This window comes from Streptomyces sp. UNOC14_S4 (genome assembly GCF_020740835.1).
Taxonomy (GTDB): domain Bacteria; phylum Actinomycetota; class Actinomycetes; order Streptomycetales; family Streptomycetaceae; genus Streptomyces.
The window spans coordinates 1-19316 of sequence record NZ_JAINFC010000089.1 but is presented as its reverse complement, the minus strand read 5'-3'; the positions used below and the strand labels follow the sequence as shown (position 1 = coordinate 19316).

The following is a 19316-nucleotide window of genomic DNA, read 5'->3' as shown; positions in this document are numbered from 1 at the left end:
GGTCCCCCTTCGGCCCCTTCGACCCCTTCGGCCCCGCAGGAGACCCGTGGCCGTGCTCATGCCCATGTTCGTGACCGTGGTCGTGGCCGCCGCTCCGGCACAGCGGCACCGTGCCGAAGGCCCGTACGTAGCGGGCGCTCATCCAGCCGCCGTCGGCGAGCCGGTACCAGTACTTGTCCCCGTCGATGTACTCGCCGTCCGTCCTGCAGTCGATGCGGACCCGCGCGCCGGGACCGTATCTGCGGACGACCGGCGACGCGGTCGTCGGCTCCTTCCGTACGTTCTGGCCGACCTTGGAGATCACCTGGCCGGGAATCCCCTCGTACCGGCCTCGCGCGACCGCGGAGAGCGCCCCGCCCGCCGATGCCCCGCCCGCCGGCGCGCAGAGCGCGACCATCACGCCCAGGGTGACGGTCCCGCGCCGGGCGGCCAGGCTTCCGGCCTGCCTTCCAAAAAGCGACATGTCGCCCCTTTCACTCTCAGGAACCCGGAGTGGCACAGGACCACAGCGGCCCGAGCGCTCGGGCGAGACGAGACCGGACCCAGGCCCGAATGCGGGCTTCAGGTCACCCGCACGTGGGAGGTGCGGGACGATAAAACGACCCCAGAGGGATGAAAAGTCAAAAAGTCGATAAATCTCGGATCTCGGCAACAGTGCCGCTCCTCGCACCATCACGCCTGAAATGTCGACACATCCACAGATCGGTGAACACCAGGTGTCGTGAAAGCCGATCCGGCCACCCATCAGACGGTGAAATGCCGTCGCGGACCCGGAGGGGGCTGCGTACGCTCGCGCCATGAGCGGCAGTGACACGGAGCTCGGCGGGCGGCGCCCCCTTGTGGTGATCATGAGTGGCGCGGGGATCTCCACGGACTCCGGGATTCCCGACTACCGCGGCCCGAACGGGCTGTGGCGGCGCGACCCGGAGGCCGAGAAGCTCGTGACGTACACGTACTACATGGCCGATCCGGAGATCCGGAAGCGGTCCTGGCGGATGCGGCGGGACGGCCCCGCGCTGCGGGCGAGGCCGAACACGGCGCACGAGGCCGTGGCGCGGCTGGAGCGGTCCGGCACCCCGGTGCGCGTGATCACGCAGAACGTCGACGGGCTGCACCAGCTGGCCGGCGTGCCCGCCCGCAAGGTGCTCGAACTCCACGGGTCCGCACGCTCGGTGCAGTGCACGCGCTGCAAGGCGCGTTCGGGCATGGAGGAGGCGCTGGCCCGGGTCGACGCGGGCGATCCGGACCCGGCGTGCGAGGCGTGCGGCGGGATCCTCAAGTCCGCGACGGTGATGTTCGGCGAATCGCTGGACCCGGCGGTACTGGGCGAGGCCGTGGCGGTGACCAAGGCATGCGACCTGTTCATCGCCGTGGGGACGAGCCTCCAGGTGCACCCGGCCGCCGCACTCGCGGGGCTGGCCGCCGACCACGGCGCCCGGCTGGTCATCGTCAACGCGGAGCCGACGCCGTACGACGACCGGGCGGACGAGCTGGTACGCGAACCGATCGGGACCGCGCTGTCCGCCCTGCTGGACCGGATCGCCGCGCCCTGACTCCCCCCGACTTCCCCGGAAGCGGAAGCGGGCCGGCACCAGCGTGCCGACCCTCCCGGCAGTGCGTCAAGGAAAGGTTGACAAACGATCGGCGTCAAGGAAATCTTGACATCATGACCACCGAAGCGCGCCCGCCGGCCGATCGCAAGACCGCTCTCCTCGCCTCCTCCCTGGGCATGCTCCCCATGGCGATCGCCCTGATCTTCATGGGCATGCGGACGATGGACCACAACAGCACGGTGGGCACCATCGTGCTGATCGCCGCCGCGGTGATCGTCCTGATCGCCCTCGTGCTCGTCTCGGGTGCGCTGTATGCGACCCGCGCCCAGTCCGAGCAGGCGCGGCGGGACCGCGAGACCCTGGACGCCCTGGAGCCGCTGCGCACGCCGGGCGGCGCGCGATGAGCGACACCGAACCGATCGGCCCGGAGGAGGCCGCGGCCATCCGCGAGGGCATCGCGGGCGCCGTCCTCAGCGCGCCGGACGGCCTGGCCGAATCGCTGGAGCACGACCCGGCGGGCTATCTCCGCCTGGTGGCCGCCACCCGGATCGGCGCCGAGGAGACCAGCCGCCTCCTGCGCGAGGCGGTGCAGGGCGCGCGGGCCGCGGGCCACAGCTGGGACACCGTCGGAGGCGTCCTGGGCGTGAGCCGTCAGGCCGCGCAGCAGCGCTTCGCCGCCAAGGGCGCGGCCGCGCCGGACGCGTCGCCCGGCGGGCCGGGCACGCCCGAGCGCCGCGTACTGACCCCACTGACGGCCTTCGACGAGATGGCCGCGCTCGCGGAGGCGGGCCTGGACGGCTGGCACGTCGTCGACTACGGCCCGTTCTTCCACGTGGTCGAGGCGTCGGACCACCCGTGGGAGCACCGCCGCGTCCCGTTCGCCGTCGGCACCCGCCGTCGCCGTCTGGAGGCGGAGGGCTGGATCCAGGTGGGGCCCGGTTCGTTCCCGTGGGCGTACTACAAGCGCCCGCTGCGGCAGGGCTCGTAGCAAACCCTGTCGCCCTGTGTTCAGAACAGCGAGGTCTGCTCCATGGGGCCGTCCGCGCCGCGTTCGAAGGCCAGGAGCCTGCGCTTGCGGTCGATCCCGCCGCCGTAGCCCGTGAGGCTGCCGTCGGCGCCGACGACGCGGTGGCAGGGGACGATGATGCCGACGGGGTTCTTGCCGTTCGCGAGGCCGACGGCACGGGAGGCGGTGGGGCTGCCGATGCACGTGGCGAGTTCGCCGTACGAGACGGTCTCGCCGTACGGGATCTCCTGGAGCTCCGCCCAGACGCGGCGCTGGAACGGCGTGCCGTTCAGCCGCAGGGGCAGCTCGAAGCCGGTCGCGTCGCCCGCGAAGTACGCCCCCAGCTGGCGCAGGGCCTCCGTGAACGGCGTGTCGTCGCGTTCGCCGAAGTTCTCCTCGGGGGGCCGGTGGCGCTGGCCGGTCATGTAGAGGCCGGAGAGGACGCCGTCGGTGGCGACGAGGGTCAGGGGGCCGACGGGGCTGTCGGTGACGGTGTGTACGCGTCGCATGGTGCTCAGTCCTCGGGCATGTCGTTGATGGGGTGGGGCTGTGCCGCCCAGAGGTACTGGACGGCGTACGCCCGCCACGGCCGCCAGGCGGCGGCGTGCCGGGTCAGGGCCGCGGGTGTCGCGGGGAGGCCCCGGGCGGCGGCGCCGTAGCGGACGCCGAGGTCGGTGGGGACGAAGGCGTCGGGGTCGCCGAGGGCGCGCATCGCGATGATGCCGGTGGTCCAGGGCCCGACGCCGGGGAGCTCGGCGAGCCGGGCCTCGGCACGGGCCCAGTCGCTGCCGACGCCGAGGGAGAGTTCGCCGTCGGCGAGCGCCCGGACGAGCCGCAGCACCGTGGTACGGCGGCCGGTGGGCATGGCGAGGGACTCGGGGGCGAGTGCGGAGAGCGCCTCGGGAGACGGGAAGAGGTGGGTGAGGCCACCGCCCAGGGGGTCGTCGACGGGTTCGCCGTGGGCGGTGACGAGGCGGGCGGCGAGGGTGCGCGCGGCCGCGGTGGAGACCTGCTGTCCGAGCACGGCCCGTACGGCGAACTCCTCCGGGTCCACGGTGCGCGGCACCCGCCGCCCGGGGGCCTCGGCGACCAGGGGCGCCAACGCCTCGTCCGCGGCGAGCAGTTCGTCGACGGCCTCGGGGTCCGCGTCGAGGTCGAGGAGGCCGCGGCAGCGGTTGATGGCACCGGCCAGGTCGCGCAGGTCGGAGAGGGCGAGCCGGCAGTCGATGTGGTCGGCGCGCGGGCTCAGGGCGACGGTGCCGCGGCCGTACGGGAGGCGCAGAGTGCGGCGGTACGCGCCGTCACGCCACTCCTCCACGCCGGGTACGGCGGTGGCCACGAGGTGGCCGAAGAGGTTGTCGGGGCACAGGGGTCTGCGGAACGGCAGCCGGAGTGTCAGCGTGCCGGGCGCGGCGGAGCGCGGGGCGCGGGCGGCGCGGTCGCGCAGTTCGCTCGGGGTGAGGGCGAAGACCTCGCGCACGGTCTCGTTGAAGGTGCGGATCGAGGAGAAGCCCGCCGCGAACGCGACGTCCGTCATGGGCAGTTCGCTGGTCTCGACGAGGACGCGGGCGGTCTGGGCGCGCTGGGCGCGGGCGAGGGCGAGCGGGCCCGCGCCGAGTTCGGCGAGGAGCTGGCGCTCGATCTGGCGGGTGCTGTAGCCGAGGCGGGCGGCCAGCCCGGTGACGCCTTCGCGGTCGACCGTGCCGTCGCCGATGAGGCGCATGGCGCGGGCGACGAGGTCGGCGCGCTCGTTCCACTGCGGGGAGCCGGGGCTGGCGTCCGGGCGGCAGCGCTTGCAGGCCCGGAATCCGGCCTGCTGGGCGGCGGCCGCGCTCGGGTAGAAGGTCATGTTCCGGTCCTTCGGCGGCACGGCCGGGCAGCTCGGACGGCAGTAGATGCGCGTGGTGAGCACGGCGGTGTAGAACCACCCGTCGAAGCGGGCGTCCTTGGACCGCACGGCCCTGACACAGCGGTCGAAGTCGGTGTACATGCCTCCAGCATCGGCCGTACGGGCCGTAAAGGCTCGCGGAAATCCGACATGGATATGCGGTGGCGTCGGGCGCCGCGAATCGGCGGGCACCCGACGCCATGCTCATTCGGTGGGGCGCCCCGCCGTGTCCGGGCGGAGCGCAGGCCGGTCTTTCAGATCAGCCGGTCCTTCGGATCAGCCGGATCAGCCGAGGAGCTTCAGGATGGTGTCCGTGGTGTCGGTCTCGGCGAGCCGCGGGAAGATCTTCTCCACGGCGACGCGGTGGATCTCGGGGTCGGGGTCGGTGACGGCGTCGGTGGCGACGGTCACGTGGTAGCCGTGCTCGTGGGCGGCGCGGGCGGTTGACTCGACGCCCGCGCCGGTCGCGATGCCCGCGAGGACGATCTGCGTGACGCCGCGGCGGCGGAGCTGGAGGTCGAGGTCAGTGCCGTGGAACGCGCCCCAGGTGTGCTTGGTGACCACGATGTCGCCGTCCTGACGGTCGAGTTCGGGTGCCGGCTCGGCCCAGTCGGCCGGGAGTGCCCCGCCGCGCAGGGACACCTCGGAGCGGCCGGGCGCGGCGCCGACGACGCGGACGAGGACGACCGGCAGGCCGTGCGCGCGGAAGGCGGCGGCCAGTTGGGCGCCGCGGGCGAGGATCTCGTCGGCCGGGTGCGCGGTGGGCAGGCCGAGGATGCCCTTCTGGAGGTCGATGAGGACGAGCGCGGTCCTGGGGTCGAGCGTGGTGGCGGCCATGTTTTCCTCCTGTGGGTCGGGGGTATTTGCGTGGGGTTATTCGCGGGTGTCTATTTGCGGGTGTCTATTCGCGGGTGCGCAGAGCGCGGTCGGTGACGGTCAGGACGACGACCAGCAGGCCGAGCACGCCGGTGACGGCGGCGAGCTGGTGCAGCCCCGTATCCGTGGGCCGGGCGCCGAAGCAGAGCCCGAGCAGACCGGTGGCGGCGATGGCGCCCGCGTACTGGGCGGTGCGCTGGAGCCCGGCCGCGGCACCGACACCGCCGGGCGGCGCCTGGGTGTAGACGGCGGCCTGGTTGCCGGTGGAGGCGAGCCCCTGCGGGACGCCGAAGAGCGCGGACGTCAGCAGGAGCAGGGCGACCGGGGTGCCGCTGTCGGTCAGGAGCAGACTTCCGCTGCCGAGGGCGAGCAGGACGGACACGGTGACGAGGGGCGCGCGGATGCCCTTCGTACGGGCGCCGAGGAGCGAGCAGAGCGCGGCGGCGCCGGACATGGGGAGCATGAGGAGCCCGGTGCCGAGCGAGGAGTAGCCGTGCGCCTCCTCCAGCCACTGGGTGAAGCCGTAGAGCGTGCAGTAGAGGGTGAGGTAGGTGAGCCCGTGCCGCAGGTAGGTGCGGGCGAGTGGCCCGTCGCGCAGGAGCGCGGGCAGCGGGGTGCGCTCGGTTTGCGGCCGAGGCTGCGGCTGCGGCTCGTCTCCGCCCGTCGTCCGGCGGTCACCGTCGCGCGGCAGCAGGCGCAGGCCGAGGACGAGGGGGATCAGGGCGAGCGGGACGTTGAAGGCGAAGATGCCGCGCCAGCCGGTGGTGGCGGTGAGCAGGCCGCCGAGCGCGGGGCCGACGGCGGCGCTGCCGAGCGCGGCGAGGGAGAGTCTGCCGAGGACGGTGCGCGGTGGCTCGTGGCCGACCCGGGCGGCCTCGACGCGGAGCATGGTCATCGCGGCGGGGTAGGCGGCGGAGGTGCCGACGCCGAGCAGGACGCGGGCGACGATCAGCCAGGCGAAACCGGGCGCCAGCGTACCCAGCAGGCCCGCCGCGCACACCAGCACGAGCCCGGAGAGGAAGACCCGGCGCGGCCCGAGGAGATCGGCGAGCCTGCCCATCACGGGCTGCGCGACGGCACTGGCGAAGTAGAGCGAGGAGACCAGCCACCCGGTCCCGGAGGGCCCGACACCGAAGTCCCGCCCGATGGCGACGAGCCCGGTGGCGATCGCCGTGGTGTTGAGCGGATTGAGCACGGAGCCGAGGAGGAGGGGTGCCATGAAGCGGCCGCTGAAGCCGGGCGGAGCCTCGCCGCTGCTGCTACCGCTGCCGCTGCGGCCCCTGTCGGCAGGAGCCGTAGGCGGGCGTTCGGGGTCCTGTAAGCCCCGGTCCATCGGCGCGCTCATTCCTCGACTTCCTCGACCAGGCGTTTGAGCAGGCGGGTGGCCTCGGCGAGGGTGCGGCGTTCGTCCGGGTCGAGGCGGTGCTCGATCGCGTCGGCGAGCCAGCCGTGCTTGGCGGACCGTACGGTCGTGACGGCCTCCTCCCCCTCGGGGGTGAGGGAGAAGAGCACCTGGCGTCCGTCCGTCGGGTGCGGGGAGCGGGCCACCAGGCCCGCCTCCTCCAGGACACCGAGGATCACCCGCATGGACTGGGGGCGGACGAGTTCCGCGCGGGCCAGGGCGGCGGTCGTGGCGGGGCCGTCGTTGGCCAGGCGGCCGATCACGGTGCGCTGCGAGGGGGTGAGGGCGCCCTGGGGCGAGGCCGCGCGCAGGCGCCGCATGAGCTGGGAGACGGCGGCGGCGAGATCGGCCGCGGCGCGTTCCTGTTCTGTGTCGGGCATGATCCCACCGTAGAGACAGGAAGAGAAACTTGCAAGTTTCTCTGCTATTTTTCCGGCATCGCCGACGGCACCGGCACCGGAGTTATCCACAGCTCGCGTGCTGGTCTTGCCACCGAGCGTGACGGGCCATACGGTCGCAGGCACACGTGGATCTACGCGTGTCAGCCTGGCTGACGCCCCGGCAAAGGAGCAGCTCATGGCAAGTGTTGTGCGCGCAGCGCTGGTTCAGGCGAGCTGGACCGGCGACACCGAGTCGATGATCGCCAAGCATGAGGAGCACGCCCGCGCCGCCGCCGCGCAGGGCGCGAAGGTGATCGGCTTCCAAGAGGTCTTCAACGCCCCGTACTTCTGCCAGGTGCAGGAGAGCGAGCACTACCGCTGGGCGGAGGAGGTCCCCGACGGGCCCACGGTCCGCCGGATGCGGGAGCTCGCCCGGGAGACCGGCATGGTGATCGTCGTGCCCGTCTTCGAGATCGAGCAGTCCGGGTTCTACTACAACACCGCGGCCGTCATCGACGCCGACGGCAGCTATCTGGGGAAGTACCGCAAGCACCACATCCCCCAGGTCAAGGGCTTCTGGGAGAAGTACTACTTCAAGCCGGGCAATCTGGGCTGGCCCGTGTTCGACACGGCCGTCGGCAAGGTCGGTGTCTACATCTGCTACGACCGCCATTTCCCGGAGGGCTGGCGTGCGCTGGGGCTGGCCGGCGCCCAGCTCGTCTACAACCCCTCCGCCACCTCGCGCGGCCTCTCCGCCCACCTCTGGAAGCTGGAGCAGCCCGCCGCGGCCGTCGCCAACGAGTACTTCGTCGCCGCGATCAACCGCGTGGGCCAGGAGGAGTACGGGGACGACGACTTCTACGGCACGTCGTACTTCGTGGACCCGCGGGGCCAGTTCGTCGGCGAGGTCGCGAGCGACACCAAGGAGGAGCTGGTGGTGCGCGACCTCGACTTCGGCCTGATCGACGAGGTGCGGCAGCAGTGGGCGTTCTACCGGGACCGCAGGCCCGACGCGTACGACGGGCTGGTGCGCCCGTGAGTGCCGTCCCGTCCGATCACGGGCCCTCCCCCGCCGGGCAGTTGCACGTCCGGCACCGGGCCGTCATGCCCGAGTGGCTCGCGCTGTACTACCGCGAGCCGCTGGAGCTCACCCACGGCGAGGGCCGCCATGTGTGGGACTCCGGGGGCCGCCGCTACCTGGACTTCTTCGGCGGCATCCTCACCACCATGACCGCCCACGCCCTGCCCGAGGTCACCAAGGCGGTCGCCGAGCAGGCGGGGCGCATCCTGCACACCTCCACGCTCTATCTCGACCGGCACATGGTCGAGTTGGCGGAGCGGATCGCCTCCCTGTCCGGCATCCCCGACGCGCGCGTCTTCTTCACCACCTCCGGCACCGAGGCCAACGACGCGGCTCTTCTGCTGGCGACCACCCACCGCCGGTCCAACCAGGTCCTGGCCATGCGCAACAGCTACCACGGCCGCTCCTTCTCCTCGATCGGCGTCACGGGCAACACCTCCTGGTCGCCCACCAGTCTCTCCCCGCTCCAGACGCTCTATGTGCACGGCGGTGTCCGCGGCCGCGGTCCGTACGCCGCCCTGTCCGACGCCGAGTTCATCGCGGCCTGCGTGGCCGACCTGGAGGACGTCCTCGGGCAGGCGCACGGCAATGTCGCGGCCCTGATCGCCGAACCGGTGCAGGGCGTCGGCGGATTCACCTCCCCGCCGGACGGGCTGTACGCGGCGTTCCGCGACGTCCTCGCCCGCCACGGCATCCTGTGGATCTCCGACGAGGTGCAGACCGGCTGGGGCCGCACCGGCGACCACTTCTGGGGCTGGCAGGCGCACGGGGCGAGCGGCCCGCCCGACCTGCTCACCTTCGCCAAGGGCATCGGCAACGGCATGTCGATCGGCGGTGTCGTCGCCCGGGCCGAGGTGATGAACTGCCTGTCCGCCAACTCCATCTCGACGTTCGGCGGCAGCCCCGTCACCATGGCCGCCGGGCTGGCCAATCTCACGTATCTGCTGGAGCACGATCTCCAGGGCAACGCCCGCCGGGTCGGCGGCCTCCTCCTGGAGCGGCTGCGCGCGGTCACGGCGGGTCTCCCCGCCGTCCGCGAGGTGCGCGGCCGGGGCCTGATGGCGGGGATCGAGCTGGTGCGGCCCGACGGCTCCCCCGCGCCGGACGCCGCCTCCCTCGCGCTGGAACTCACCCGCGAGCGCGGCCTGCTGATCGGCAAGGGCGGGCGCGAGGCCAACGTCCTGCGGATCGCCCCGCCGATGTCCCTCACCGTCGCCGAGGCGGAGGAAGGGGCGGCGATCCTCGCGGAGGCGCTGGGCGAGGTGCAGCGCGCCCTGAACGACAGCGCCGACGACCAGAAGACGACGGAGCCCGGAGGACCGGCGGGAGCCGAGGGAGGAGACCGGCCATGACCAGAACGGCCGTTCGCGGCGGGCTCGTCATCACCGCCGCCGAGGAGACACGGGCGGACGTCCTCGTGGAGGACGGCAGGATCGCCGCCCTGGCCACGCCCGACAGCGACTTCGCCCGGAGCTGGACGGTGGACCGCACATTCGACGCCACGGGCAAGTACGTGATCCCCGGCGGGGTCGACGCCCATACGCACCTCGACTTCCCCTTCGGCGGCACGGCCTCCTCCGACACCTTCGAGACGGGCACCCGCGCCGCGGCGTGGGGCGGCACCACGACCGTCGTCGACTTCGCCGTCCAGCCCCGGGGCGGGGCGCTGCGCGAGGGGCTCGACACCTGGCACGCCAAGGCCCAGGGCACCTGCGCGATCGACTACGCCTTCCACATGATCCTGTCCGACGTCACCGAGGGCGCGCTCAAGGAGATGGACCTCCTCGTGGGCGAGGGCGTCACCTCGTACAAGCTCTTCATGGCCTATCCCGGGGTGTTCTACAGCGACGACGGGCAGATCCTGCGGGCCATGCAGCGCGCCGCGGGCAACGGCGGGCTGATCATGATGCACGCCGAGAACGGCATCGCCATCGACGTGCTGGTCGAGCAGGCCCTGGCCGCCGGGCACACCGAGCCGCGCCACCACGGCGAGGTCCGCAAGGCCCTGCTGGAGGCGGAGGCCACCCACCGGGCGATCCAGCTCGCGCGCGTGGCGGGCAGCCCCCTCTACGTCGTGCACGTCTCCGCGCGGGAGGCCCTCGCCGAGCTGGCGCAGGCGCGTGACGCGGGCCTGCCGGTCTTCGGCGAGACCTGCCCGCAGTACCTCTTCCTGTCCACGGACAACCTCGCCGAGCCCGGCTTCGAGGGCGCCAAGTACGTCTGCTCGACGCCGCTGCGGCCCCAGGAGCACCAGGAGGCACTCTGGCGCGGGCTGCGCACGGACGACCTCCAGGTCGTCTCCACCGACCACTGCCCGTTCTGCTTCTCCGGCCAGAAGGAGCTCGGCCGCGGCGACTTCTCGAAGATCCCCAACGGCCTGCCCGGCGTGGAGAACCGGATGGACCTCCTCCACCAGGCCGTCGTCGAGGGCCGCATCAGCCGCCGCCGCTGGATCGAGATCGCCTGCGCCGCGCCCGCCCGGATGTTCGGCCTCGCCCCGCACAAGGGGAGCATCGTGCCGGGCGGCGACGCCGACCTCGTCATCTACGACCCGCACGCCCAGCAGACCCTCTCCGCCCGCACCCACCACATGAACGTCGACTACTCGGCCTACGAGGGCAGGCGGATCACCGGGCAGGTGGAGACCGTGCTCTCCCGCGGCGAACCCGTCATCGACGGCCGCCGGTTCACGGGACGCGCCGGGCACGGCCGCTACGTCCCCCGCACCACCTGTCAGTACCTCACATAACTCCCGTAATTCCCGCAACTCCCGTAAGGAGCACCGCCGTGGACTTCGGACTCGTCCTCCAGACCGACCCGCCCGCCTCCGCCGTGGTGGACCTGATGCGCCGCGCCGAGCGCTCCGGTTTCCGTTACGGCTGGACCTTCGACTCCGCCGTGCTGTGGCAGGAGCCCTTCGTCATCCACAGCCGGATCCTCGACCACACCGAGCGGCTGATCGTAGGCCCCATGGTCACCAACCCCTCCACCCGCACGCCCGAGGTCACGGCGTCCACGTTCGCCACGCTCAACGACATGTACGGCAACCGCACGGTGTGCGGCATCGGTCGCGGCGACTCGGCGATGCGCGTGGCCGGGCGGAAGCCCAACACCCTCGCCAGACTCCGCGAGTCCATGCGCGTCATCCGTGACCTCGCCGAGGGCCGCGAGGCGGACGTGGGTGGCACGACGCTGAAGCTGCCCTGGGTGCGGGACGGCAGGCTGCCCGTCTGGATGGCCGCGTACGGCCCCAAGGCGCTCGCCCTGGCCGGGCAGGAGGCCGACGGCTTCATCCTCCAGCTCGCCGACCCCTTCCTCACCGAGTGGATGGTCAAGGCCGTACGGAAGGCCGCCGCCGACGCCGGGCGCGACCCCGGTTCCCTCACCATCTGCGTCGCCGCGCCCGCCTACGTGGGCGACGACCTGGCGCACGCCCGGGACCAGTGCCGCTGGTTCGGCGGCATGGTCGGCAACCACGTGGCCGACCTCGTCGAGCGCTACGGCGCCCACTCGGGCCTGGTCCCGGAGGCCCTCACGGCGTACATCGAGCAGCGCCAGGGGTACGACTACAGCCACCACGGCCGCGCCGGGAACCCCTCCACGGACTTCGTGCCCGACGAGATCGTGGACCGCTTCTGCCTGCTCGGCCCGGTGGCCGCCCACCGCGAGCGCCTGGAGGGGCTGCGGGAGCTGGGCGTGGACCAGTTCGCGGTGTACGCGATGCACGACGCGAAGGAGGCGACCATCGACGCGTACGGCGAGCACATCGTCCCGGCGCTGACCTGACGAGCCGTCCGGTCCCGCGCCCGTCCCCGCCCGGGCCGCCCCGGCCCGGACCGGACCGACGGCTACGGCACCCGCGCCGTCCACTCCGGCGAGGAGAACTTGGTCCGGGCCAGCTCCTCGGCGCGGGCCATCTCCTCCGGGGTGACCGAGCCGTCGGCCAGGCCGTAGCGGTCGCGGAAGGAGGCCACCATGCGCTCGATGACGGCGTCGCGCGGCAGGCCCGTCTGGCGGCGCAGGGGGTCGACGCGCTTCTTGGCCGACTTCGTGCCCTTGTCGGAGAGCTTCTCCTTGCCGATGCGGAGCACGTCGAGCATCTTGTCGGCGTCGATGTCGTAGGCCATGGTCACGTGGTGCAGCACCGCGCCGTCGCCGGAGACGACGCGCTTCTGGGCGGCGCCCGCGATCTTGCCCGCCTCGGTGGCGATGTCGTTGAGGGGCTGGTACCAGGCCTTGACGCCCATGCCCTCCAGGGCGCCGAGGACCCAGTCGTCGAGGTAGGCGTAGCTGTCGGCGAAGGACAGGCCCTGCACGAGGGCGTCCGGCACGCACAGCGAGTAGGTGATGGTGTTGCCGGGCTCGATGAACATGGCGCCGCCGCCGCTGATCCGCCGGACGACGGTCATGCCGTGGCGTTCCGCGCCCTCCGGGTCGACCTCGTTGCGCAGGGACTGGAAGCTGCCGATGACCACCGCGGGCGCGCCCCACTCCCACACCCGCAGCGTCGGCGGGCGGCGGCCGGCCGCGACCTCGGTCGTCAGCACCTCGTCCAGGGCCATGTGCAGGGCCGGGGACTGCGGGCCGTCGTGGACGAGTTGCCAGTCGTAGTGATGCCAGTCGGTGGCCTGGGCCAGCGCGCGGCGGACCGCGATGCCCACGGCCTCGGCGGAGAAGCCGAACATCACCGTGCCCTCGGGCAGCGCCGCGTCGATGCGCGCGGCGAGCTGCGGGGCGGGCATGTCGGCAGGGGCGCCCTCCAGGGCGCGGTTGATGTCGAGGAGCGCCTCGTCGGGCTCCAGGAAGAAGTCACCGGCCACCCGGACGTGGCGCAGCGCGCCGTCCTCGACCTCCAGGTCCACGACGACGAGCTTTCCGCCCGGAACCTTGTATTCGCCGTGCACGGCCGCGTCCTCCCGCTCGCTCTTTCCCGTCGGCCACCCGGCCGACCGGCGGAATCAACCGTAACTCCACCGCAGGCCGTCCCCTCCCCGGGCGGTCCGCGATCCCGCTCCGCGCGTGCGGCGGTATTGCGCGGCGGCTCGGTGATCTGCCTTCCTAGAGGTCATGTTCACGACGCGGCCCACGCTCCAGGGCACCTTCGGCATGGTCTCCTCGACGCACTGGCTCGCCTCGCAGTCGGCGATGGCCGTGCTGGAGGGCGGGGGCAACGCCTTCGACGCGGCGGTCGCGGCGGGGTTCGTCCTCCAGGTGGTCGAGCCGCACATGAACGGGCCCGCGGGCGAGGTGCCCGCCGTGTTCGCCCCGGCGGGCGGCCCGGTGCGGGTGCTCTGCGGGCAGGGGCCCGCCCCGGCGGGGGCGAGCATCGCGCACTACACCTCGCTCGGGCTGTCCCTCGTCCCCGGCACCGGCCCCCTGGCGGCCGCGGTGCCGGGCGCGTTCGACGCCTGGGCGCTGCTCCTGCGCGACCACGGCACCAGATCGCTCGCCGACGTCCTGTCGTACGCCATCGGGTACGCGGAGCACGGCCACCCGCCCGTCGGCGCGGTGACCCGGACCGTGCGGGCCGTGAGGAGCTGTTCGCCACGGAGTGGACGGCGTCGGCCGAGGTGTACCTGCCCGGCGGGCGCCCGCCCGCCCCCGGCCGCCTTTTCCGCAACCCGGCGCTCGCCGCCACCTGGCGCCGTCTCCTCGCCGAGGCCGACGCGGCGGGCGGCGGCCGGGAGCGGCGCATCGACGCGGCCCGCCGTGCCTGGCGCGAGGGGTTCGTCGCCGAGGCCCTGGTACGGGCCGCCGCCCGGCCCACCCTGGACTCCTCCGGCGAGCGGCACGCGGCCCCGCTCACCGGTGACGACCTCGCGGGGTTCCGGGCCCGTTACGAGGACCCGGTCACGTACGACTGGAACGGCTGGACCGTCTGCAAGGCGGGCCCCTGGTCCCAGGGCCCGGTCCTCCTCCAGCAGCTCGCCCTGCTGAACGGCGGCCTGCCGGAGTACGGCACGGCGGACTACGTCCACACGCTGATCGAGGGCGGCAAGCTCGCCATGGCCGACCGCGAGGCCTGGTACGGGGACGCGTCCGACGTGCCCCTCCACGGCCACCACGGCCTTCTCTCGGACGACTACAACGCCGCCCGCCGCAAGCTGATCGACGACACCGCCTCGTACGAGCTGCGCCCCGGCAGCCCCTCGGGTCGTGACCCCCGCCTCCCCCGCCATGTGCTGGAGGGCGCGGCCGTCCCGGACGTGCCGCTCCTCCTGGCGGGCGCGGGCGAGCCGACCGTCACGACCGGCGACGAGCCTCCCGTCGGCCCCGACGGGGTGACCCGGGGCGACACCTGCCACCTCGACGTCGTCGACCGCTGGGGCAACATGATCTCCGCGACGCCCAGCGGCGGCTGGCTCCAGTCGAACCCGGTGGTCCCGGAGCTCGGCTTCCCCCTCGGCACGCGACTCCAGATGACCTGGCTCGAACCCGGGCTGCCCAATTCCCTCACTCCCGGACGCAGACCGCGGACGACCCTGACCCCGTCCCTCGCGCTGCGCGGCGGCGAGCCCGTGCTGGCCTTCGGCACGCCCGGCGGGGACCAGCAGGACCAGTGGCAGCTGCACTTCTTCCTCGGCGTGGCGCTGCGCCCGCGGTGGCGGGGCGGGCCCGACCTCCAGGGCGCGATCGACGCGCCCAACTGGCACCAGGACTCCTTCCCCGGCTCCTTCCACCCGCGCACCATGCGGCCCGGCTCCGTCACCGTGGAGGAACGGATCGGCGGGAGCGTCGTCGAGGAGCTGCGGCGCCGCGGCCACGACGTGACCGTGGGCCCGCCCTGGTCGGAGGGGCGGCTGTGCGCGGTGGCGCGCGACCCGGAGACGGGTGTGCTGGCGGCGGCCGCCAATCCGCGCGGGATGCAGGGGTACGCGGTGGGCCGCTGAGAGCGGTGGGCCGCTGAGAAGGGCGCTGCCGACGGCGAGGACGGCCGTTCGGACAGCCGTCCCGTTCAGACAGCCGTCCCGTTCAGACAGCCGCCAGACAGCCGTTCACCTGAGCGTCATGGTGTGGCCATCACCACGCCTCCGATTGTCGGTGGGGCGTGGTTCGATGGACATATGATCGTTGACTTTCTCGCAGGTGACCTGAACAACGTCGAGGAGGCGGTCCGCAAGGCGGCCGCCGCCGAGATCATGCCGCGTTTCCGGCAGCTCGCCGCGGACGAGATCGTCGAGAAGAACGGCCCGCACGACCTGGTGACCGTCGCCGACCGGCTCGCCGAGGAGCACCTGACCGCCTCGCTCACGGCTCTGCTGCCCGGCTCCGTCGTCGTCGGCGAGGAGGCCGTGCACGCCGACCCGGGCATCCTCGACGCGCTGCGTGGCGATGCCCCCGTCTGGATAGTGGACCCGGTGGACGGCACCCGGCAGTTCGTGCACGGGGACCCCGGCTTCACCACCCTCGTGTGCCTGGCCCACCGGGGCGAGCTGCTCGCCTCCTGGACGTACGCGCCCGCCCTGGAGCTGATGGCCGTCGCCCGCCGCGGCCAGGGCGCCGTGCTCAACGGCGTCCCGCTGCACGCCGGCTCGCCCGGGCCCGGCAAGGTCCTGGAAGTGGCCACCTCGCACGACGACTTCACCGACGACGAGCAGAAGCGCGTCCTGGCGGCGCTGCGCACGGAGGGTGTGGCGCCGCGCCTGTGCGGCTCGGCCGGTCTGGAGTACCTGAACGTGGCGCGCGGGCTCGTCGACGCGGTCGCCTTCTCGTGGGAGAACGCCTGGGACCACGCGGCCGGGCTGCTGCTGGTGGCCGAGGCGGGCGGGGCGAGCGGCACCGTCGCGGGCGAGCCGTTCCGGATAGCGGGCGGCAACGCCCTGCCGTTCGCCGCCGCGCGGGACGAGGTGACGGTCCGGCATATCCTGGGGCTGCTGGCGTCCGCCGGCTGATCCACGGGACGAGGGGAGTGGCGCCCGGTGCCAACCACCATGCTCGACGCGGTCGTCGTAGGTGCCGGGCCCAACGGGCTGACCGCCGCCGCCGAACTGGCCCGCCGCGGTCTCGCCGTCGAGGTGTTCGAGGCGGCGGACGGGATCGGTGGCGGCACGCGCACCGAGGAGCTCACCCTCCCCGGCTTCCGGCACGACCCGTGCTCCGCCGTGCATCCGCTGGCGGTGGGCTCCCCCGCCTTCACACGGATGCCGCTGGCCCGCCACGGCCTGGAGTGGATCCATCCCGAGCTGCCGATGGTGCACCCGTTCCCCGACGGGGACGCCGCCGTGCTGTCCCACAGCGTGGGCGAGACGGCACAGTCGCTGGGGGCGCGTGACGCCGGGGCGTACCGGCGGCTGGTCGCGCCCTTCCACGGCCGGTGGGACACGGTGGCCTCCGACTTCCTGCGCACGGCGTGGCTGGGGCTGCCGAGCGACCCGGTGCTCTACGCGCGTTTCGGCCTGTTCGCCGCGCAGCCCGCGGCGCTGCTGACACGCCGCTTCCAGGACGCGAAGGCCCGCGGGCTGTTCGCGGGGCTCGCGGCGCACGGCATCGCCCCGCTGTCCGGTTTCGGCACGGGGGGCATGGCGCTGCTCTTCGCGCTGGCCGCGCACGCGGGCGGCTGGCCGGTGCCGCGCGGCGGCTCCCAGGCGATCGCCGACGCCCTCGCCTCGTACATGCGCGCCCACGGCGGGACGCTGCACACGGGCTTCGAGGTCAAACGGCTGGACGAGCTGCCGCCCGCCCGCGCGTACGTCTTCGACACCTCACCGACCGCCCTCGCGCGCATCGCCGGGCTCGGCAACGCGTACGAGCACTTCCGCTACGGGCCCTCCGTCTTCAAGATCGACTACGCGCTGAGCGGCCCCGTGCCGTGGACCTCGGAGGCCGCCCGCCGGGCCGGCACGGTGCACATCGGGCCGACGTACGGGGAGATCGACGCGGCGCTCGGCGCGGCGCTCCGGGGCGACGACCCCGCCGTGCCCTTCCTCATCACCGCGCAGCCCAGCATCGTCGACCCCACGCGGGCGCCGGAGGGCAAGCACACGTTCTGGGTGTACGGGCATGTGCCGAACGGCTGGGAGGGCGACGCCACGGAGGTGATCGAGCGCCAGATCGAGCGGTTCGCCCCCGGCTTCCGCGACCTGGTGCTGGCGCGGGCGACGGCGGGGCCGCCGCAGATGGCCGCGCGGAACGCGAACTACGTCGGCGGGGACATCGCCACCGGATCCGTGGCGGGCCTGCGGCTGCTGATCCGGCCGAAGCTCGCGCGGGTGCCCTACGCGACGGCGCGGCCGAACGTCTTCCTGTGTTCCTCGGCCACGCCGCCGGGGCCCGGTGTGCACGGGATGTCCGGGCACCACGCGGCACGGGCGGTGTGGCGGCGGCTCAGGGCACGCCGGTAGCCCGCCCTCCCTCAGCCCTTTTCGCGAGGTCAGTCCTTTTTCACGAGGTCAGTCCTTTTTCGTGAGGTCCGGCCAGACCGCCAGGAGCTCCTTCAGCTCGGCGAGGACCTCCGTGCGTACGGTCACCGTGTCCGTCCCCAGGAAGCCGAACATGCGGTCGATCACCGCGTTCCCGGGGTCGGCGACGGCGTAGGTGAGGTGGGGCAGCGCGATCATGTCGCCCTCCTGCTCCACCGGGACCTCGGCGGAGGTCCGCAGCGCCCGGTGCCCGCTCACCGTGAACGGGATGTGCTGCGCGAGCGCCTGCTCCAACGTCAGGAGGCCGGGGGCCGGCTCGGGCTTGCGGCGGCCGAAGAGCCCCCGCTTGGGCTCGGGCGGCGCGAGCGGGTGTCCCGGCACGGGGAAGCCGTTCTTCAGGAGCTCGGCCGCGTCCTCGTCGGACAGGCCCGCGCCGCCGCCCACGGTGGTGATGAGCGCCTTCCGGCAGGTCTCGACGGTGATGCCGCGGCGGGTCAGCGCATGCGGCGCGTTCTCCTGGGTGACGATGCCGATCAGCAGATGCTCCGGGCCGATCCACGGGTGCTTCAGCTCACGGGCCTGCGCCTGGGCCTGTACGACCGCCATCCGCGCGTTCAGCGAGAACCGCTCGAACATTCTGCCTACCTCCTGAGGTGCCGTCACGGGGCCGGGCCGGAAGCCCGGTCCCGCGCACGTCAACCTACATGGACGTGGGAACGGCCGGTCCCGTCGGTCACCTCGGCGGGACGAGGTCGAAGTAGCGGTCGAGGACGGCCCGGTCCCCCGTCACGTCGAGCCGGTCGGCGGGGACGCGCCGCCAGAGGAAGAGGGCGAGGTCCGACGCGGTGCCCGCCAGCTCGACGTCGCTGTCCGCGCCGTCCCGGCCCCGCTCCTGGCCCTGGCCCCGGCCCCGGGTGAGGCGGACGTCGTCGCCGTCGAAGTGGACGGTCCAGTCGCCGTCCCCGTCCGTCTGCCGGAACCGGAACCGCTCGCCCGCGGCCGGCGGGGCCTGCCGCCAGGCCCGCCGGGCGGGGGCCATCACCTCGAAGGTCTGGGCGACGGCGTCCGCTGCGAGCTCGGGGGCGAGCGGCCGGGGATCGCCGGTGGCGTTGTCGGCGTCCCAGCGGTGGACGGCCGTCTCGATGGTCTGTATGCGCGCCCAGAACCCGACGGTCGCGTCGGCTCCCCACGCCCACACCGGCTTGGCCGTGTCGGCCGTTCCGAGCGCCTCCTCCAGCCCGGCGGCTCCCGCCGCGAACCAGTCGGCCATGCCTGACGGGAGCGGCCCGGTGTTCGGCGCCCGGTCCGGCTCCGGCCAGCCGTCGTGCTCCGCCGGGACTCCGAGGCCGGGGTGATCGAGGGACGGCTTCGCGTCCTCGGGCGGCGCGCCGACGCCGTGGGCGACGACGGCGGTGACGAAGCGGTGGACGGTGCCGAGGTGCAGGGCGAGGTCGGCGACCGACCACTCGGGGCAGGTGGGCACCGTGGGAGCCGGCCGCCCTGCTCCTCGGCGGAGCAGGGCTTCGAAGGCTGCGGCTTCACTGCGGAAGTGCGGCAGGGGGTCCATGGTCCCCCTTTCCCCCTTCCGGCTGGTGCCGAACCGGGCTGCCGCCCCCCCGGGGGGTCTGGGCGCCTGCTGGGGTGCCGCTTGCGCTTGGCAGCGCGGCTGCGGGCTGTCTTCGGCCTGCGCCTACCGGGGTGCCACTTGCGCTCGGCGCGCGGCCACCGGTTGTACGTGGCTGGTCGCGCAGTTCCCCGCGCCCCTATCGAG

At 73.3% G+C, this 19316-nt stretch carries 18 protein-coding genes and 1 pseudogene; 10 read left to right on the top strand and 9 right to left on the bottom strand.

From position 1 onward, the window contains the following. On the bottom strand, window positions 1–463 hold a 463-nt coding region (locus tag K6I34_RS11175; RefSeq protein ID WP_229324811.1), incomplete at its 3' end, for an SH3 domain-containing protein. A gap of 334 nt (window positions 464–797) precedes the next feature. Between K6I34_RS11175 and K6I34_RS11170 the strand changes: the two genes are divergently transcribed. From K6I34_RS11170 to K6I34_RS11160, 3 genes are all read left to right on the top strand, one after another. Beyond that, complete coding sequence (locus K6I34_RS11170; RefSeq protein ID WP_229324809.1) at window positions 798–1553, top strand: Sir2 family NAD-dependent protein deacetylase; 756 nt, start codon at window positions 798–800, stop codon at window positions 1551–1553. A gap of 113 nt (window positions 1554–1666) precedes the next feature. After that, window positions 1667–1957 carry a hypothetical protein gene (locus K6I34_RS11165; RefSeq protein WP_229324807.1) on the top strand — a complete coding sequence of 97 codons (291 nt, stop codon included), beginning with the start codon at window positions 1667–1669 and terminating at the stop codon, window positions 1955–1957. Beyond that, the gene (locus K6I34_RS11160) at window positions 1954–2541 is read left to right on the top strand and encodes a hypothetical protein (RefSeq protein ID WP_229324805.1); all 588 of its coding nucleotides are present in this window, start codon (window positions 1954–1956) and stop codon (window positions 2539–2541) included. The genes K6I34_RS11165 and K6I34_RS11160 overlap by 4 nt, the downstream gene beginning before the upstream one ends. Window positions 2542–2561: 20 nt before the next feature. On the opposite strand, the gene K6I34_RS11155 is transcribed toward K6I34_RS11160, so the two are convergent. From K6I34_RS11155 to K6I34_RS11135, 5 genes are all read right to left on the bottom strand, one after another. Then, window positions 2562–3068 carry a methylated-DNA--[protein]-cysteine S-methyltransferase gene (locus K6I34_RS11155; protein WP_229324803.1) on the bottom strand — a complete coding sequence of 169 codons (507 nt, stop codon included), beginning with the start codon at window positions 3066–3068 and terminating at the stop codon, window positions 2562–2564. A gap of 5 nt (window positions 3069–3073) precedes the next feature. Then, on the bottom strand, window positions 3074–4549 hold the full coding sequence (locus tag K6I34_RS11150; RefSeq protein ID WP_229324801.1) for an AlkA N-terminal domain-containing protein: 1476 nt from the start codon (window positions 4547–4549) through the stop codon (window positions 3074–3076). 183 nt (window positions 4550–4732) lie between these two features. Further along, window positions 4733–5284 (bottom strand): isochorismatase family protein, encoded by a 552-nt coding sequence (locus K6I34_RS11145; RefSeq protein ID WP_229324799.1) that lies wholly within the window; start codon window positions 5282–5284, stop codon window positions 4733–4735. A gap of 64 nt (window positions 5285–5348) precedes the next feature. After that, entirely contained in the window at window positions 5349–6656 is a 1308-nt protein-coding gene (locus tag K6I34_RS11140; protein ID WP_229324797.1) for an MFS transporter, read from the bottom strand. Window positions 6657–6664: 8 nt separating this feature from the next. Beyond that, window positions 6665–7105, bottom strand: coding sequence for a MarR family winged helix-turn-helix transcriptional regulator (locus K6I34_RS11135; protein ID WP_229324795.1), 441 nt, complete (start codon window positions 7103–7105; stop codon window positions 6665–6667). A 196-nt stretch (window positions 7106–7301) separates the two neighbouring features. On the opposite strand from K6I34_RS11135, the gene K6I34_RS11130 reads away from it, so the two are divergent. From K6I34_RS11130 to K6I34_RS11115, 4 genes are all read left to right on the top strand, one after another. Further along, window positions 7302–8144, top strand: a complete 843-nt coding sequence (locus tag K6I34_RS11130) for a nitrilase-related carbon-nitrogen hydrolase (RefSeq protein WP_229324793.1) — start codon at window positions 7302–7304, stop codon at window positions 8142–8144. 65 nt (window positions 8145–8209) lie between these two features. Further along, a complete protein-coding gene (locus K6I34_RS11125) occupies window positions 8210–9538 on the top strand; it encodes an aspartate aminotransferase family protein (RefSeq protein ID WP_229324815.1) in 1329 nt (442 codons plus the stop codon). After that, on the top strand, window positions 9535–10935 hold the full coding sequence (hydA, locus tag K6I34_RS11120; RefSeq protein WP_229324791.1) for a dihydropyrimidinase: 1401 nt from the start codon (window positions 9535–9537) through the stop codon (window positions 10933–10935). The genes K6I34_RS11125 and hydA overlap by 4 nt, the downstream gene beginning before the upstream one ends. A gap of 38 nt (window positions 10936–10973) precedes the next feature. Next, window positions 10974–11972, top strand: coding sequence for a TIGR03842 family LLM class F420-dependent oxidoreductase (locus K6I34_RS11115; protein WP_229324789.1), 999 nt, complete (start codon window positions 10974–10976; stop codon window positions 11970–11972). Between the two features lie 62 nt (window positions 11973–12034). Here the strand turns inward: K6I34_RS11115 and K6I34_RS11110 are convergent, their stop codons facing one another. Beyond that, window positions 12035–13090, bottom strand: a complete 1056-nt coding sequence (locus K6I34_RS11110) for a biotin/lipoate A/B protein ligase family protein (RefSeq protein ID WP_229324787.1) — start codon at window positions 13088–13090, stop codon at window positions 12035–12037. Window positions 13091–13253: 163 nt separating this feature from the next. Between K6I34_RS11110 and K6I34_RS11105 the strand changes: the two are divergent. The 3 genes and pseudogenes from K6I34_RS11105 to K6I34_RS11095 all read left to right on the top strand — a co-directional run bounded on the left by K6I34_RS11105 (window position 13254) and on the right by K6I34_RS11095 (window position 17527). Then, window positions 13254–15076: pseudogene (locus K6I34_RS11105) on the top strand (gamma-glutamyltransferase family protein). A 174-nt stretch (window positions 15077–15250) separates the two neighbouring features. Then, window positions 15251–16078 carry an inositol monophosphatase family protein gene (locus K6I34_RS11100; protein WP_229324785.1) on the top strand — a complete coding sequence of 276 codons (828 nt, stop codon included), beginning with the start codon at window positions 15251–15253 and terminating at the stop codon, window positions 16076–16078. A gap of 39 nt (window positions 16079–16117) precedes the next feature. Then, window positions 16118–17527, top strand: coding sequence for an NAD(P)/FAD-dependent oxidoreductase (locus K6I34_RS11095; RefSeq protein ID WP_229324813.1), 1410 nt, complete (start codon window positions 16118–16120; stop codon window positions 17525–17527). A 48-nt stretch (window positions 17528–17575) separates the two neighbouring features. Here the strand turns inward: K6I34_RS11095 and K6I34_RS11090 are convergent, their stop codons facing one another. Both K6I34_RS11090 and K6I34_RS11085 read right to left on the bottom strand, forming a co-directional pair. After that, complete coding sequence (locus K6I34_RS11090) at window positions 17576–18181, bottom strand: Clp protease N-terminal domain-containing protein (protein ID WP_229324783.1); 606 nt, start codon at window positions 18179–18181, stop codon at window positions 17576–17578. Window positions 18182–18278: 97 nt separating this feature from the next. Continuing rightward, window positions 18279–19112, bottom strand: a complete 834-nt coding sequence (locus tag K6I34_RS11085; protein ID WP_229324781.1) for a maleylpyruvate isomerase family mycothiol-dependent enzyme — start codon at window positions 19110–19112, stop codon at window positions 18279–18281. Window positions 19113–19316 lie beyond the last annotated feature (204 nt).

Bases quoted from the DNA above. Each gene is read 5' to 3' on its own strand.
- K6I34_RS11130 (WP_229324793.1), top strand. From the start codon at position 7,302: ATGGCAAGTGTTGTGCGCGCAGCGCTGGTTCAGGCGAGCTGGACCGGC.
- K6I34_RS11165 (WP_229324807.1), top strand. From the start codon at position 1,667: ATGACCACCGAAGCGCGCCCGCCGGCCGATCGCAAGACCGCTCTCCTC.
- K6I34_RS11155 (WP_229324803.1), bottom strand. From the start codon at position 3,068: ATGCGACGCGTACACACCGTCACCGACAGCCCCGTCGGCCCCCTGACC.
- K6I34_RS11090 (WP_229324783.1), bottom strand. From the start codon at position 18,181: ATGTTCGAGCGGTTCTCGCTGAACGCGCGGATGGCGGTCGTACAGGCC.
- K6I34_RS11140 (WP_229324797.1), bottom strand. From the start codon at position 6,656: ATGGACCGGGGCTTACAGGACCCCGAACGCCCGCCTACGGCTCCTGCC.
- K6I34_RS11170 (WP_229324809.1), top strand. From the start codon at position 798: ATGAGCGGCAGTGACACGGAGCTCGGCGGGCGGCGCCCCCTTGTGGTG.
- K6I34_RS11095 (WP_229324813.1), top strand. From the start codon at position 16,118: ATGCTCGACGCGGTCGTCGTAGGTGCCGGGCCCAACGGGCTGACCGCC.
- K6I34_RS11125 (WP_229324815.1), top strand. From the start codon at position 8,210: ATGCCCGAGTGGCTCGCGCTGTACTACCGCGAGCCGCTGGAGCTCACC.
- K6I34_RS11135 (WP_229324795.1), bottom strand. From the start codon at position 7,105: ATGCCCGACACAGAACAGGAACGCGCCGCGGCCGATCTCGCCGCCGCC.
- hydA (WP_229324791.1), top strand. From the start codon at position 9,535: ATGACCAGAACGGCCGTTCGCGGCGGGCTCGTCATCACCGCCGCCGAG.
- K6I34_RS11100 (WP_229324785.1), top strand. From the start codon at position 15,251: ATGATCGTTGACTTTCTCGCAGGTGACCTGAACAACGTCGAGGAGGCG.
- K6I34_RS11085 (WP_229324781.1), bottom strand. From the start codon at position 19,112: ATGGACCCCCTGCCGCACTTCCGCAGTGAAGCCGCAGCCTTCGAAGCC.
- K6I34_RS11160 (WP_229324805.1), top strand. From the start codon at position 1,954: ATGAGCGACACCGAACCGATCGGCCCGGAGGAGGCCGCGGCCATCCGC.
- K6I34_RS11145 (WP_229324799.1), bottom strand. From the start codon at position 5,284: ATGGCCGCCACCACGCTCGACCCCAGGACCGCGCTCGTCCTCATCGAC.
- K6I34_RS11150 (WP_229324801.1), bottom strand. From the start codon at position 4,549: ATGTACACCGACTTCGACCGCTGTGTCAGGGCCGTGCGGTCCAAGGAC.